At 61.3% G+C, this 14,755-nt stretch carries 17 protein-coding genes; 6 read left to right on the top strand and 11 right to left on the bottom strand.

The features are described 5' to 3' along the window. Positions 1–7: 7 nt before the first annotated feature. The 5 genes from GEV02_RS17725 to msrA form a co-directional block, all read right to left on the bottom strand. Entirely contained in the window at positions 8–1,024 is a 1,017-nt protein-coding gene (locus GEV02_RS17725; RefSeq protein ID WP_152839220.1) for a cupin-like domain-containing protein, read from the bottom strand. Between the two features lie 3 nt (positions 1,025–1,027). Continuing rightward, a complete protein-coding gene (locus GEV02_RS17720; protein WP_328595843.1) occupies positions 1,028–2,326 on the bottom strand; it encodes a glycoside hydrolase family 18 protein in 1,299 nt (432 codons plus the stop codon). Beyond that, positions 2,313–2,477, bottom strand: coding sequence for a hypothetical protein (locus GEV02_RS33565; protein WP_268878642.1), 165 nt, complete (start codon positions 2,475–2,477; stop codon positions 2,313–2,315). The genes GEV02_RS17720 and GEV02_RS33565 overlap by 14 nt, the downstream gene beginning before the upstream one ends. 564 nt (positions 2,478–3,041) lie before the next feature. Further along, positions 3,042–3,449 (bottom strand): DUF1842 domain-containing protein, encoded by a 408-nt coding sequence (locus GEV02_RS17715; protein WP_152839218.1) that lies wholly within the window; start codon positions 3,447–3,449, stop codon positions 3,042–3,044. Positions 3,450–3,568: 119 nt separating this feature from the next. Then, on the bottom strand, positions 3,569–4,069 hold the full coding sequence (gene msrA / locus GEV02_RS17710) for a peptide-methionine (S)-S-oxide reductase MsrA (RefSeq protein WP_008451718.1): 501 nt from the start codon (positions 4,067–4,069) through the stop codon (positions 3,569–3,571). Between the two features lie 188 nt (positions 4,070–4,257). Here msrA and GEV02_RS17705 point away from each other — a divergent pair, with 188 nt between their 5' ends. Next, positions 4,258–4,695: a response regulator gene (locus tag GEV02_RS17705; RefSeq protein ID WP_235922817.1), complete on the top strand. Its 438-nt coding sequence runs from the start codon at positions 4,258–4,260 to the stop codon at positions 4,693–4,695. A gap of 76 nt (positions 4,696–4,771) precedes the next feature. Beyond that, positions 4,772–4,960, top strand: coding sequence for a hypothetical protein (locus tag GEV02_RS17700; RefSeq protein WP_152839217.1), 189 nt, complete (start codon positions 4,772–4,774; stop codon positions 4,958–4,960). A 7-nt stretch (positions 4,961–4,967) separates the two neighbouring features. On the opposite strand, the gene GEV02_RS17695 is transcribed toward GEV02_RS17700, so the two are convergent. After that, positions 4,968–5,621 (bottom strand): energy transducer TonB, encoded by a 654-nt coding sequence (locus tag GEV02_RS17695; protein WP_152839216.1) that lies wholly within the window; start codon positions 5,619–5,621, stop codon positions 4,968–4,970. A 75-nt stretch (positions 5,622–5,696) separates the two neighbouring features. Then, the gene (locus tag GEV02_RS17690; protein ID WP_152839215.1) at positions 5,697–6,695 is read right to left on the bottom strand and encodes an aldo/keto reductase; all 999 of its coding nucleotides are present in this window, start codon (positions 6,693–6,695) and stop codon (positions 5,697–5,699) included. A gap of 108 nt (positions 6,696–6,803) precedes the next feature. Between GEV02_RS17690 and GEV02_RS17685 the strand changes: the two genes are divergently transcribed. Then, positions 6,804–7,724: a LysR family transcriptional regulator gene (locus tag GEV02_RS17685; protein WP_152839214.1), complete on the top strand. Its 921-nt coding sequence runs from the start codon at positions 6,804–6,806 to the stop codon at positions 7,722–7,724. Here GEV02_RS17685 and GEV02_RS17680 read toward each other — a convergent pair whose 3' ends face one another. After that, entirely contained in the window at positions 7,725–9,200 is a 1,476-nt protein-coding gene (locus tag GEV02_RS17680) for a hypothetical protein (RefSeq protein WP_217433143.1), read from the bottom strand. It abuts the gene before it with no gap. Next, positions 9,197–10,876, bottom strand: coding sequence for an RNA-binding protein (locus GEV02_RS17675; RefSeq protein ID WP_152839213.1), 1,680 nt, complete (start codon positions 10,874–10,876; stop codon positions 9,197–9,199). The genes GEV02_RS17680 and GEV02_RS17675 overlap by 4 nt, the downstream gene beginning before the upstream one ends. Positions 10,877–11,110: 234 nt before the next feature. Here GEV02_RS17675 and GEV02_RS17670 point away from each other — a divergent pair, with 234 nt between their 5' ends. After that, on the top strand, positions 11,111–12,199 hold the full coding sequence (locus tag GEV02_RS17670) for a PEP-CTERM sorting domain-containing protein (RefSeq protein ID WP_152839250.1): 1,089 nt from the start codon (positions 11,111–11,113) through the stop codon (positions 12,197–12,199). A 22-nt stretch (positions 12,200–12,221) separates the two neighbouring features. Here GEV02_RS17670 and GEV02_RS17665 read toward each other — a convergent pair whose 3' ends face one another. Next, positions 12,222–12,965 (bottom strand): SDR family oxidoreductase, encoded by a 744-nt coding sequence (locus tag GEV02_RS17665; protein WP_152839212.1) that lies wholly within the window; start codon positions 12,963–12,965, stop codon positions 12,222–12,224. Between the two features lie 100 nt (positions 12,966–13,065). On the opposite strand from GEV02_RS17665, the gene GEV02_RS17660 reads away from it, so the two are divergent. Beyond that, a complete protein-coding gene (locus GEV02_RS17660) occupies positions 13,066–13,968 on the top strand; it encodes an AraC family transcriptional regulator (protein ID WP_152839211.1) in 903 nt (300 codons plus the stop codon). Between the two features lie 42 nt (positions 13,969–14,010). Further along, a complete protein-coding gene (locus GEV02_RS17655) occupies positions 14,011–14,373 on the top strand; it encodes a DUF5329 family protein (RefSeq protein WP_152839210.1) in 363 nt (120 codons plus the stop codon). 24 nt (positions 14,374–14,397) lie between these two features. Here the strand turns inward: GEV02_RS17655 and GEV02_RS17650 are convergent, their stop codons facing one another. Further along, the gene (locus GEV02_RS17650; RefSeq protein ID WP_152839209.1) at positions 14,398–14,754 is read right to left on the bottom strand and encodes a hypothetical protein; all 357 of its coding nucleotides are present in this window, start codon (positions 14,752–14,754) and stop codon (positions 14,398–14,400) included. Position 14,755: the final 1 nt, after the last annotated feature.

The following is a 14,755-nucleotide window of genomic DNA, read 5'->3' as shown; positions in this document are numbered from 1 at the left end:
CCGTATTTTAGAAGTCGTGATTGTTCGGGTAATGGCTGTAGAAATCGTTGTCCCACTTGAAGTGGGTGGCAGAAATGGTGATGGTGATGTCCAGCGCTTCGACGAAGTGCCACCAACCGACGGGCAGGAACAGGATCTCTCCCGGTTCCAGCACGCAGTCGATGACCGGCACGTCTGCCATCATCGGAAAACGCTGCAGGTCGATGTTGCGTCCATCGACCGGAGTAAAGCAGTGACGCTGGTTGTACAGCTTGGGCGTATCGCAAGGCGCGATCAGCCGTACGCGTTTGCGTCCCGCGATCTGGATCATGAAGTTGTTGGTCAGGTCGTGATGGAACGGCGTGATGGTGCCGGCCGGACCAAACCAGAAAAAGCCCCGCCCTTCCGGCGTCAGATAGTCCGTCAGCGGCGGTGCATCGGCCATCAGCTCCTGCAGCGACTCGCGATTCTGGCCGTCGTTATTGGCCGTCATGTAGAAGTCGTTGGTATGGCCGCTGTCGCGCACCAGTTCCACGTACTCGCCGAAACGCATGCGGCGCTTGTGGGACAGGCTGTTCATCTCGTAGTCCGGATCGGCGCTGCGGCCGAACTGCACTTCCACCATACGGTCGCCCAACTGGCTGCCGAGGTAATCCAGCGTCCACTTGCTGCGGGCCGCGCAATCCTCCAGCATGCCGGTGATGATGACCGGCTGGTTGCGCAGGTAGTGCTGCTCCAGGAACTCCGCGGCGGAAAGGCGCTCCCGCCACGGCACGACGGCCGGCGCCAGCCGGTTCAATTGCGACTGGATGCGCAGCACCCAGTCACGCTTGGCCAGCCGGTTATGCAGACGCGATACGCCCTGTAGATAAGGGCTGCGCAGCGCGGCGGCGATCTCCGCGTGCGCATCGCGCGCTCCGATGCCGGACTGGATCAGGATGCCGGCCAGTGTATCCGGCCGGCTGCCGAGGATCAGGTTCTCGGCGATCCAGCTGCGCCATGCGTCGCTGACGCCGATGGTTTGGACAGCGGCATGGCGCTTCATGGCTTAGCGTCCTTTCCAGACAGCGCTGGTCAGGGTGCCGTTGGCATCGCCGTCCAGCTCCCACGAGAAGGCGCCTCGCAGGCCCTGGTCCTTCATGTACTGCATCTTGGTGGCGATCACGGTCGGATCGTCGTAGCTCCACCATTCGCCGGTGCCGGTGTACAGGAACAGCTGCTTGGTCTGCGGATGGTACCAACGCGTGCCGGACTTGTTGACCAATACCTTGTAGTCGTCGATGCCGGCTTCGTAGGTACCGGCCGCGCCGCCTGTGGTGGTTTGATACAGGCCGTTGGCGTTAGGGCCGGCGGCTACGCCTTTCCATCCACGTCCGTAGAACGGCACGCCGAGCAGGATCTTATTGCGCGGCATACCGGCTGCCACCAGCGCTGTGACGGCGTCGTTGGTATTGTACTTGGCGAGGACGCCGGTCGCGGGATCGGCAGGATCGTGGTACAGCGGCGAGTGGAAGTTGGTGGTGCTTTCCCAGCCGCCGTGGAAGTCATAGGTCATCAGGTTGACCCAGTCCATGTACTGCGAATACACGGCCGGTTCGGTCTGGGCGATCTTCTCGGTGCCGGCGCCGATGGCGGCCGTCAGTGCATAACGCTTGCCGTCGATGGCGCCTTGCGCATCCAGTTGCGCGCGGAACTCGGCCATCAGCAGCGTGAAGTTATGCTTGTCGTTGACCGCGTCGACGGTGTTGTATGGCTGGCCGCCACCGCCCGGGTATTCCCAGTCGATGTCGATGCCGTCAAACACGCCCTTGCCGGAGCCTGCGCCGCCACGGCCATCCTGCACCGGCAGGTCGCCGGCGATGAACATCTTCACGCAGGACTTGGCCAGCTGCTTGCGCAGCGCGTCGGTCTTGGCTGCGGCCGAGAAGTTCTTCGACCAGGTCCAGCCGCCCAGCGAGATGAACACCTTCAGATTCGGGTGCGCGGCTTTGAGCAGCTTCAGTTGCAGGAAGTTGCCGGTCAGCGGAGCGTCCCATGGCACGGTCTTGCCGTCCACGGTGCGGGTGGGCTGGCGTTGGTAGTCGGCGTAGGCGTCGCCGCCGGTGCCGGCTTGCGGCGAGGTTGGCGTGTCGTTGCCCACTTCGGCGCGCGTGACCATGTCGCATTCGTAGCCGCCGTTCTTGGCGTAGGTGTTGCCGAAGGCGTAGTTGATGAAGGTGAGCTGGTCGGCCACGCTGGTCTGTACGCCGTTGACCGGGGTCTTGGTGGTGTGGATGTCGGCCACTTCGTAGCTGCGGCCGTACACGCCCCACTGCGCGAAGTAGGAGCCGATTTCACGGCCGCCCACTGGCGTAGGGGTCGGCGTTGGCGTTGGTGTCGGCGTTGGCGTTGGTGTCGGCGTTGGTGTCGGCGTTGGAGTCGGCGTTGGCGTTGGCGTTGGCGTTGGCGTTGGCGTCGGAGTTGGCGTTGGCGTCGGCGTCACAGCTTGCAGCGCCCATGGTCCCCACTCCTCGGTGCCGGGGACGTTATTTTGCGTCCACCATTTGGCCTTGTAGGTGTTGCCGTTGTAGGTCACGCACATGCCGACGGTGTAGATCGCGCTGGACGACCATGCCGGGCAATCGGCGGCTGCGGCGGCGGTGTGTACGCCGCCCAGCAGTTTCATTTGTGGTGTGGCGGTGGTGGAGCCGTCGCTCCCCCCACCGCAAGCCGCCAGCATGCTGGCGATAAGGCCGAGTACGGCCGCATTTCCCTTGACTGCGCGTTCCATGCTTTCTCCTCCTGGGTTGGTGAATCTATGCTTTTATTGTTTTTTCAGGATGGAGCTTAAAAAAGTGGTAGTCAAGTGGTTTTGTTTTATTACATCCAATCAAATACCAGTTTCAAAATAGGAAGAGTAATTGCAGCAAGAATAGATATGGAACTTGAAATGGTTAGTAAGCGCATACTAACCAGTTAAAGCAGAAAATCCGGCCTCCAAGGGCCGGACTTTCGAATGTCTCAAATTGAACATTGTGTTATTTGACGAGTACCAATTTTCGGCTGCCGCGAAGTGGTACGGGTCAGGTGCCGGTGGCCAGCTCCGGTAATACCGCGCGGGCGACGCCATCACGTATCTCGACGATGCGCGCTTGTTGCTGTGCGCCAAAACTCATCTTGTAGCAAACCTGTCCGTCGCGGGCGGCGGTGGGCAACACCATCAGCAACTGGAACGCGCTCGGTTCTTCTTCCAGGGTCGGGAAAATCGCCGGCAGGCCGGCCAGCACGATGGCTTGCAAGGGATACTCGCCCTCGATCTCGGTGTGGTGTCCGCGCACCGAAATGCCGACGCTTTCGCCGCCGTCGAACGCCACCCGCGCATGGCCGATCACGCTATCGTTGTGGGCGTTCACGACCAGGTTCAGGCGCAAAGTGGGACGGCCTTCGACGGCGCTGGTGACTTCATACACTGCTGTAAATAATTGACTCATGGTACTTCCTAACGAATGGAAATGAAACATGAGCCCACTGTAGCGGCAGGTCGCAAAACCTGCCTTCCGAATACCTTCTGGTTTGTAAGTGATTGTTTATATTGCAGATTTATTTCAGCTCAGCGCTTGGGCAACTGCCAGTCCGGCCGGATGAAATGGCAGGTGTAGCCATTGGGAATGCGCTCAAGATAGTCCTGATGCTCCGGTTCCGCCTCCCAAAACGGCCCCGCCGGCGCCACTTCGGTGACGACTTTGCCCGGCCACAAGCCGGAAGCGTTGACGTCGGCGATGGTGTCCTCGGCCGTCGCTTTCTGTTGCTCGCTGGTGTAATAAATTGCCGACCGATAACTCGTGCCGATATCGTTGCCCTGCCGGTTGCGGGTGCTCGGATCGTGGATCTGGAAGAAGAATTCCAGGATCTTGCGGTAGCTGATGACGGCCGGATCGAAGATGATTTCCAGCGCCTCGGCATGGGTGCCGTGGTTGCGATAGGTGGCGTTCGGCACATCGCCGCCGCTGTAGCCCACCCGCGTTGCCAGCACGCCCGGGTATTTGCGCACCAGATCCTGCACGCCCCAGAAACATCCGCCGGCCAGGATGGCTTTTTCAGTAGTGGTCATGTTCTATCCTTTGTGTGTATCCAGTCAATTTAGTGACGTTCGCCGTTTCTTCAAGCCGCGCAATCGCCGCACAACTGGGATATAATTTATCGTAGGAACTGTAACTTGCATTCCGTAACTAAGTGCCCAAAACCGCGGCACCCTTAGTCCATCCGGCCCGGACCCAGCCGAACGACCAGCAACCGTCTTTGTTGCTTACTTTTTCGTTCAACATCATGGACCAGACCACCATCCCCCCTCGCATCCTGATCGTCGACGATAACGACGCGGCCGCCGATATCGCAGCAGAGTTGCTCGGCTTGTACAACTACAAAACGGCGGTGGCCTACTCCGGCGCGGAAGGCTTGCAAACGGCCATGGCCTTCATGCCCGATGTCGTCCTGCTGGACCTGGGCATGCCCGGCATGGACGGCTACCAGGTGGCGCAGGCGCTGCGAGCCTTGCCGGCATTCCAGGAAGTGGCGCTGATCGCCTTCACCGCCTGGGACGATCCGGCCACGCTGGCACGCACCCGCAGCGTGGGCTTCGACCAGCATATCACCAAGCCGTCCAGCCTCGACGAGATACTCAACGCCATCCACAGCGCCAGCGCCATGCGCGGCGGCTTCCACCAGAAGACGGCCTGAACGTTGTCAGATTGAGTACATGGCGGGCTTTTGTGCTACGCTTGAGCGCTACTGTTTATCGTCACGGGAGTCGCCCATGCAAATAGAACGTCGTTCGCGTCCTGACCGCGTCAAAGCCATCGCCGTCAATGCCGGCCTGGCCCTGCTGGAAACCGCTGGCCGCGAAGCCGCCGCCACTTTCCTCGAAGACGCGGGCGTGCCGCTGCCGGTGATCGCCCGCGTGCTGTCGGAGCCGGACAAGCGCCGCGCCGCCGACCTGCGCTAGGCGCCGATTACATCTTGAGCAGCACGCGGCCGAAAGCCGTATCGGTGCGCTGGCCGGGCAGCTGCGGATCGATCGCGAAACGGCAGGTTTGCAGATAGTCGGCCGCCTGCGCAACCAGATCCGGCGCCTGCCCGTTGGGCTCGGCGACCACGCGGATCGGCGCACCATCGCTGTTGACCAGGAAGCGCAGCAGGATGCCGTCGCTGCCGCTGGGCCGGCGGTCGGAGTCCTTGAATGTCTGGAAGCGCTCGGAAGGCTGGCAGCTGTCGGCCACCAGCAAGGGACGGATCACCGGGCCGTCGCTGAACTGCCATACGAACTGCACCGGGAATGACGCGCCGTCCCTGGCCTCGTCCAGATTGGGCTGGAACACGCAACGGGAAATGCCCTTGATGGCGGCATCGTCGAGAATCTTCCAGCCGCTGCTCCCGGACACTTCCGGCCGCACGACCTTGCCATCCTCGCCGATGCGGAAACGTATCGTCGTCACGCCTTCGATCTCATAACGCCGCGCCTCGTTCGGCCACTGCGGCTGCGCGCAAGTGGCCGGGCTGACCAGCGCCTTGAACGGCGCCTGGCCGCGCTGCTCGGCGTGGCTCATCAAATTAAGCAAGCCCAGCACGCCCGCGATGGCGGCGACGGAGAGGAGTTTCTTGTTCATCGGGCGATGATATCAGACGCCGAGTGATGAAGTAGCCGGCGCCCAGCGCGAGCGCACGGATGGCGGCCGGCGTTCTCAGTCTTCCAGCAGCGCGAGATCGCCCAGGCCGTAGCGCGCGCCCTGCACATTGTCGACGCGGAAGATGGCGTCGATGACCGCCAGCTCGGGCGAGCTCAGCGTCACTGCGGCAGCGGCGGCGTTCTCCTCCAGGTGGCGGATCTGGCGGGCGCCGGGGATAGGCACGATGTGCTCGTCCTGTTGCAGCAGCCAGGCCAGCGCCAGCTGCGCCAGCGTGATGCCGCGGCCCGTGGCCAGCTGCTGCAACTGGCCGATCAGCGTCAGGTTGCTGCGCATGGCCTCGTCCTGGAAGCGCGGCAGCGTGCGGCGGAAATCATCCTGCGCCAGGCCTGCGGTGGAGGTCATCGCGCCGGTCAGGAAACCCCGGCCCAGCGGGCTGTACGGCACGAAGCCGATGCCCAGTTCGCGGCAGGCCGGCAGCACGTCGCGCTCGGGTTCGCGGCTCCACAGCGAGTACTCGCTTTGCACGGCGGCGATCGGATGCACCGCATGGGCGCGGCGCACCGTGGCGACCGACACTTCGGACAGGCCCAGGTGGCGCACCTTGCCTTCGCGGACCAGCTCGGCCATGACGCCCACCACGTCCTCGACCGGCACGGCCGGATCCGGGCGGTGCTGGTACAGCAGGTCGATGGTCTCGATGCCGAGGCGCTCTAGCGAGCCATGCACCGCCTCGCGGATATGTTCGGGGCGGCTGTCGACGCCGGCCATGCGCTGCAAGCCGTGGCCGTGCGGCAGGATGCGGAAGCCGAACTTGGTGGCGATCTGCACCTTGTTGCGCACGCCGCGCAAGGCCTTGCCGACCAGCTCCTCGTTGACGTAGGGGCCATACACTTCGGCCGTATCGAAGAAGGTGACGCCCAGGTCGACGGCGCGCTCCATGGTCCTGATCGACGCCGCATCGTCGCCGCCGCCGTAGGCGAAACTCATGCCCATGCAACCGAGGCCGATGGCCGATACCTGCAAACCGCCGCTACCCAATTTCCGCTGTTTCATTCTTTGCTCCGTCTGTGATTAATGGTGAAAATGATACGGTTGCTCTATCATCTATACAATCGTCAGCAAACCACTTGAACCAATGAACGGAATTCAGCAATAGACCCTATGCGGCACGATCTCAACGAGTTGGAAATATTTGTCGCCGTCGCGCGGCACCGCAGCTTCCGCAAAGCCGCCGAAGAACGTAACGTCACCGCCTCGTCGCTGAGCCACGCCATGCGCGCGCTGGAGGCCAGGTTGGGCATACGCCTGCTGAACCGCACCACGCGCAGCGTCGTGCCCACCGAAGCGGGCCAGCACTTATACGCACGCGTAAGCGGCGTGATCCAAGACCTGGAACAGGCGCTCGACGAAATCAACGGCTTCCGCGACACGGTCCAGGGCACGCTGCGGTTGAACGTGCCGCGTCCGGCGGCCAGGCTGCTGCTGGCGCCGATGTTGAGCGGCTTCCTGAAAGTGCATCCGGGCGTGAAGATCGAAATCACCACCGACGACCAGTTGGTCGACATCGTGGCGCAAGGCTATGACGCCGGCGTGCGCTTCGGCGAAAGCCTGGCGCTGGACATGATCGCCGTGCCGATCGGCGCGGCGCAGCGCTTTGCCGTGGTGGCCGCGCCGGATTTCGTGGCCGTGCACGGCAGCCCGGCCAGCCCGCCCGACTTGCGCGACCTGCCCTGCATCGGCCGCCGCTTCCCGAGCGGCGTGATCTACGCGTGGGAGTTCGAACGCGACGGCAAGAGCCTGGCCGTCAACGTCGACGGCCCGCTGGTGCTGGACGACGACGCCATGATGGTGGACGCTGCACAGAACGGCATCGGCATCGCCTTTGTCCACGAGTCCTATGCGATGGAGCAAATCCGGCAAGGCAAGCTGCTGCGCCTGTTCGAGGACTGGTGCCCGGCCATGCCGGGCTTCTACCTGTACTACCCCAGCCGCAAGCACATGCCGGCGGCCTTGCGCGGCTTTGTCGACTGGTGCATCAAGTACCGGCCGGATGAGGAAGCCGCGCAGACGGCGACAGCTTGATCAGGCCAGCATGCGCGCGTATTCACGGTCCAGGTAATCGTCCACTGCATCGACATCCATGCTGCCCTCGCCATACCACACCCTGATCTCCTTCAGCGCCAACGTGCCAAACCGCGCCCACGCCACCAGATTGCTGCGCAACAGGAACTGCACGATGTCACCGCCGGAGCGGATCCCGGCGTCCGCCGCATCGAATATGCACAGCGTGCCGTGTCCGATCATGAGCATGCGCCGCAATTCCGGGTTGGCGGCGGACGGCAGGCATTGCAGCAACGGGCGCTTGTGGAAGAAGGCCTGCTTGACAGTCCACATCATGCGCGTCAGCAGCTCGGTGATCAGCACCGGGATCGCCAGCGCAAGCCCATGGCGCAAATCGTAGCCCTGTTCGAACACGCGCACCGCCACCGTGCCGAAGGTCTGGCGATGCTGGCCGAACTCGCCCACGTTTATCAATTGCAGAAGGGAGTAGAACGGCATCGGGATGCCGGAGCCACGCCCGACAGCGCCACTCGATCCCGCCATATCCGAAAACAAGTGTCCAAGCCAGTTGACGAAGCCGGAGAATATTTTCGACACCAGGTTACTGCCCTGCAGTTCGAACGTCTCCGTGTCGATGGTGATCAGACGGCCATCGCTGATGAAGCTGGAGGTGCTGGTGAATTGGTTCAGTACCGAGAAAAACAGGCCGATCAGGTCCGGTGAGTGCGCCAGGTTCTTCACGTGATGATTTTTTGTGCTCATCGTGAATGCATCATCCACCGCGGCCCCGGTCGCCTGGTCATAGTTGACGCGGAACTTACGCTCCAGGAAACCGATGGCGCTGGCCGTGGCGTTGTCGGGATTGCGCGGCCCCTGCCACCCCATCAAACCCGCAAATTTCTCGACCATCGCATCGGTGGCATCATCCGCCAGCTTTCCAAGTGGCCCCTCGCCCGGCAAGCCGATAAAGAAGATGTCCACCAGACCACCGATCAGCCCGCAGGTGCCGGCGATCATGTAGTCGTACTTGTCGCAGTCGGCGCCCTTGAGGCTGAACTCGTCGCGGATGCGTTTTTCCAGCGCGATGCGCTGGCTGTCGCTCATCAGATGACGGAACGGATCTTCGCTGGCCTCCAGCTTGTTGCGCCCGCCATATTCATCCATCGCCTGCAGGCAGAACGCCCAGTCCGCATCGCGATCGATCTGCACGCTGTCGAGCATGCCCAGCGGTTGAACGGAGGCCGACACCTCCAGCTCATCCACCTCCATCAGCACATCGATTTCGATGTCGTACTCGATGAATACCTGGTCGCCGCCAGCCATGGCGTCGGCTTGGGCCAGCAGCTGATCCAGCAGCGCATCGTTGCGCTGCTGCGCGCCTTGCAACTGGTCGAGCGCGGCCGACATCGCGCCCAGATGCGTCCCGGCGGCGTTCAGCTGATGCTGCTGTACGATGAGGAACTGCGCCTCGTCGTGCAGCGGCTTCTTCTCGCTCACGAGAACAGACCCGCCAATTTTTCCTTGGCCTTGTCGGCCACATCGCTGGCGGCGCCTTTGAGCACGTCGCCCACCTTGAAGTAACCGATGACATCAAAGGCGCGCGCCAGCTCTTCCAGCTCCTTGTTCGGACGGCCCGGCTTCAACGCCAGTCTGGCCACGCTGCGCTTCTCGTCGTCCTTGGTTTCCTCGACCATGCGCTCTTCGTAAAAATCACGGATATAGCCAAACAGCTCGGCCTTGGTGGCTTCGCGCGTCAGCGTCTTGAGCTTGGCTTCATCCAGATAGCCGGCACACTTGAGCTTGGCGCTGCTGGCCTGCACCGTTTCGCTGCGTCCGGTCAGCTCCGCGCCGGCGCCGGTCAATTGCTGCAGCACGCCCGCGAGGCGACGGATTTTTTCATCCTGCACACCTTGCGTGGCCAACGCCTGATTCAGGCTGACGGTGATGAAATTGATGTCCTCGATCAGCATCGCAATGGTGGTTTGCGTCAGCTTCAGGACTTCGTGCAACATCAACTCGCGCCGCTTGAAGCGCGTCATCTCGTCGGCCCCGGTCAGCTTGCGCACACCGGCGTAGGTGCCGACGCCGATCAGCACGGCAACGCCGATACCGGTCGCCATGCTGGACATGCCCAGCACGCCGCCCATGCCCAGTGTCGCCAGGCCGGAAGTCATGCCCGCCGCCGACAAGCCGATCACCGAACCCGAAAGATATACCGCGGCCAGCGGCGTGCCCACCGCTGCGGCCTTGGCCGACAAGACCTTGAGCGTCGCCACGATCTGATCGTCGCTGACATCCTCACTCAGCAGCTTGCGGTCCAGCTTGATCGCTTCGCATGCCAGTTCGATCTTCTCGTCGCTGACCTGAAGCAGAGCGCGGTGCTTGTGGAAGAAGGCAAACTCCTCGATAGCCCCGCCGGCGGTGCTGAGATAGGTGTTGATCAGATCCTTGGTCAGGGAAATATGCACGGACGTGATCTGCCCCTCTGGGCAATGAGCATCGATGATGCCGATCAGGTCCGCCATCGGTTCCAACCTGGACTGGTCGGCGATGTAGCCACGCAGGTTCAAGCGCGACGCCGGAAGCAGGTCGATACGCGTCATCAGCAGCAGTATCTCCGCCATCTCCTTGGGATCGACCACGCCATCGTTGTCATACGCCATGTTGACGATCACCTTGACGTAGGCGACCTTCAACTCCTCGCCCATGTCTTCAATGGGAACGATTTGCTTCTCTTCCTTGAACTCGTCAAAGCCGCTGATGGCGCCGTGCAGCACCGCCGCCAGTTTTTTGTAATCGCAGTTCATCAGCGATTTCAGATCGACCGTGGCGCCCTCTCTTCTGACGATGCGGACACAGGGTTCGGACTTGTCGTTGTTCTTTCCGCTCAAGAGTTCCAGGTACTCAGCCGACGCCATGTCGGCAAACGGAATGCTGATCGGATCGCTGAATGTCGGGCGGTAAATCATCTGCTCGCCGGTGAAAAACAAACCGTCCTTGCCGCTGCCGAACATCGTGTTGTCGTACAGGGCGACGATATTCGCCACGCTGCCGGTGTAGCCAAACGCCGCGACAGCGTTATTCAGCTTTTTCTCCGGGATCTCCGGTGCCACCACCACGTTTTTGGAAATAGCGGCGAGATTTTCGCGCAGATAGATATTGATACTGGCCATGGGATCCCCGAGTGCACTGTCGAAAATGCATGGTGCCACGAGATGTGCCAATAGGCAATATTAAATGCAAAGTGACAATTGGATAGATTGCCTGTATCGCGTCCAGACACGCGGGTGGATAGCTCGCGGCCGGACGAGTGATATTGCATAAAAAGTATGTATGTGTTTATTTTTAATATTATAGAATACACATGTCATTTGACTATTTCCCACTTCTAAAATGAAAGAATAAGTATGCAAAAACTACTTCTGGGAGCTGTACTGGCAACAGCCCTTTCCACTTCTGCGTTTGCGGCGGCACCTCGATACAAAGTTTCCGTAGTTGGGACCGGTATCGCCGGCGCAGCGTTGAATGAAGCTGGCCACGCAGTCAGCAATCGCTGGGGTGGCGGCGGGGCCGTAACAGGCATGTTCTATAACGGCAGCACCAACGTCAGCATCGGTACGCTTGGCGGCTCTACCTCTTGGGTCTCGGGTATAAACAAGCTGGATCAAGTTGTCGGTTTCTCGGCGACCGGCACTGCCGATCACGCGTTTTTATATGGGAACGGCACGATAAGCGATTTGGGCACACTTGGCGGTAATGCCAGTCAGGCTAATGCCATCAATGACAGCGGCATCGTGGTCGGAAAGGCGGATTTAAACAATGGCCAAACGCACGCCTTCCGCTATACCACGACCGGCGGCATGCAGGATATTGGGACCCTGGGTGGTTCATACAGCTCGGCAACAAGTGTGAATGCTCAAGGCGATATCCTCGGTTATTCGACAACTGCGTCTGGCGCTAAGCACGCCTTCCTCTATGCCAACGGCACGATGACAGATCTGACCGTCAAATGGAGTGCGATCAGCCCCGATTGGGGAACTGTCGTGGGACTGGACAACCTTAAATTTGGCCACGACGGCTCCATCGTCGGCTCGGTGGGTTTCGACTGGATGGGTAGCAACCGCTTTGGCATGGTTTATCTGAACGACCAAATGACGGTGCTAGGGGCGGCTGCGCAAGTGAGCGGCCGCAGCGCCAGCGGCCTGACGCTGATGAGTGACAGCCCTGTACCGAATTCCCTCGTCTATAGCAACGGCCATTACTCTCAAATCACCGATCTGCTCATCTCGCCCAACGATTATTCCAGTGTGTTTTTTCAATACAACACTGATATCAATGCGTCGGGACAAATTCTGGTCGCAGGCTGGGACATCAATCAACAGCAGACCGCGACGTATCTGCTGACACCAGTCCCAGAACCAGAAACCTGGGCCATGTTGGTGGCCGGCCTGGGCATGCTGGGCTGGACCGCACGCCGTCGCCGCACGGTAGCGTAATCGGCAATCGGTCCCTCCCGATTCAATCCGGCTGAAGCAGCGCGGCGGCATCGGCACCAGCGGCCTGGCGCAGCGGACACGATGGATCGTTCGCCGCGCGCCACACCGCTTGCGCCACGTCCGCCGCGTGAGTGACCGCAGTCGATAGCCCCCACGCCTCGAAGACGCCCTTCGCCAAGCCGGCGTACGCCTCCGGTATTGAATCCCGCATGCGCGATTGGGCGTTCTCGCCAAACCTGGTGGTGGGCGCACGTCCCGGCAGCACCAGGTTCACCCGCACATTGAATTGCTCCAGCTCCAGCGCGAGCGACTCGGTGAACGCATTGACCGCCGCCTTGCTCGCCGTGTACACCGACAGCAAAGGCAAAGGCATCAACGTCACGCTCGACGTGACGTTGATGACCACACCCTCCCGTCGCAGCCTGAACTGCGGCAGCACCGCCTGCGTCATCGCGATGGTGCCAAGCGTGTTCGTTTCGAAGACATCGCGCGCAGTTGTCATCGGAACGCCCTCCAGCGCACCCAGCACGCCTATCCCTGCGTTGTTGACCAGCACATCGATCGGCCCGGCCTCCTCCAGAGCGCGGCGGATGCTGTCGGCATCGGTGACATCGAGCGCGATCACGCGCAGGTGTTCGGAACGCGGCAGCGCATCCTCGCGCGGCGTACGCATGGTGGCGATGACCTTCCAATCGCGATCGAGGAAGTAGCGGGCGGTTTCAAGCCCGAAACCGGATGAGCATCCGGTGATGAGGACGGTTTTCATGGCGACTCCTGTTGAGTGGTTTTCAGTAGCCAAACTATAGTTCGCCGGAACCGGACTTGCTACAATCAGGAGTCCACATTTAATTAGCGATAGTCCAGATATGACAGATCCGCTCACCGAGGTCGTCGCGCTGCTGCAACCGCAGGCCCGGTTCTCCAAGGTCGTCAGCGCCGCGGGTTCCTGGCGCGTGCGACGCTCGGAATCCGGGCAGCCGTTCTACTGCGTGATCCTGGAAGGCGCGTGCCGCCTTAAACTCCATGGGCAGGCGCCTGTCCGATTGCAGCAAGGCGACTTCGTCCTGGTCCCGTCCGCATACAGCTTCACGATGACCGGCATGAAGCCGCCGGCAGCGAAGCAGCGGGATATCCCGCCCGTTCAGTTGTCGAATGGCGAATTCCGTCACGGCCCGCAAGACGTGCCGGCCGACACGCAACTGCTGGTGGGCTACTGCACCTTCGGCTCGCCCGATGCAGCCTTGCTGGTGTCACTGCTGCCGCAACTGGTGCATGTGCGCGGCGAACAGCGGCTGTCCACCATCGTGCAGCTGGTGGGAGAAGAATCGCGGGCGGCAAGACCGGCGCGCGAGGTGATACTGGCGCGGCTGCTGGAAGTGTTGCTGATCGAAGCGCTGCGATCCGCAGCGGGGACAGCCGCATCGCCGGGCCTGCTGCGCGGCCTGGCCGACGAGCGCCTCGCCGTCGCGCTGCGGCGCATGCATGAAGACATGAGCCAGCCGTGGACGGTCGCGCAACTGGCGAAGGAAGCGGCCCTTTCGCGCTCGACCTTCTTCGAGCGCTTCAGCCGCGCATTGGGTGTGGCGCCGATGGAGTATCTGCTCACCTGGCGCATGGCGCTGGCGAAGAACCTGCTGAGGCGGCAAGAGGCAGGCATCGCCGAGGTTGCCGAGCGCATCGGCTACGGCTCGGCCAGCGCGTTCAGCGTCGCCTTCAGCCGCCATGTCGGCCTGCCGCCGGCGCGTTACGTGCGGGAGCAGATGGTTTGATCCGCGTACTATTGGAGATCTTGTGAAGTTAAGGAGTTAAGTATGAAATTACGTTTCGCCATTCCACTGCTGGTGCTAGCGATGTCATCCAGCATGGCCGCCGAATTGCCGGCCGGATCACGCGCGGAAATCGACGCGCTGTTGAACCGCCTGGGCAGCTCGGGCTGCCAGTTCAACCGCAACGGCAGCTGGTATAGCTCGGCCGAAGCCAAGGCGCATCTGACGAGCAAGCTGAACTACCTCATCGACAAGAAGAAGGTCGAAGGAACGGAGCAGTTCATTGCGCTGGCTGCCAGCACCAGCAGCATGACCGGCAAGGACTACCTGGTGAGATGCGGCACGGCGCAGCCCATGCCCAGCAGCGCATGGCTCAAGACCGAACTGCAATCTATCCGAACCAAGTGAGCGCCAGCTAAGTAAAAAACTCGATCACTGGTGCAGTTGTTTTTCCACTTCATACACAAGACCGCGTATGTAGCGTACGCGGTTTCTGGATGGTCGCTGGTGCATTGGCGAGCTCAACTCCCCAGGTTGACGAAATCCCTCCGCGTCGATTTGCTTGCTGATGATGGCGCGCAGCTTCCTGAACTCATCATCAAAGCACTCATCGTTCGCGGTGCGTTTTTTCAAGTGCGGCAACACCTGAAGGAATTCCGGGTTTCTGGCAAGGCTACGTATCAGCGTACGGCGTGCTCGTGTGTCCCGCACGAAGTAATAACACTGCAAAACAAAGGCAATCGACGCGATACATACTCCGATGGCTTCAAGCAGGATGGCGGGATGCATA

Origin of the sequence: Rugamonas aquatica (assembly GCF_009380215.1) — a bacterium.
Taxonomy (GTDB): Bacteria; Pseudomonadota; Gammaproteobacteria; order Burkholderiales; family Burkholderiaceae_D; genus Rugamonas; species Rugamonas aquatica_B.
The sequence above is the reverse complement of the archived record's forward strand: the minus strand, read 5'-3'. Positions and strand labels throughout refer to the sequence as shown.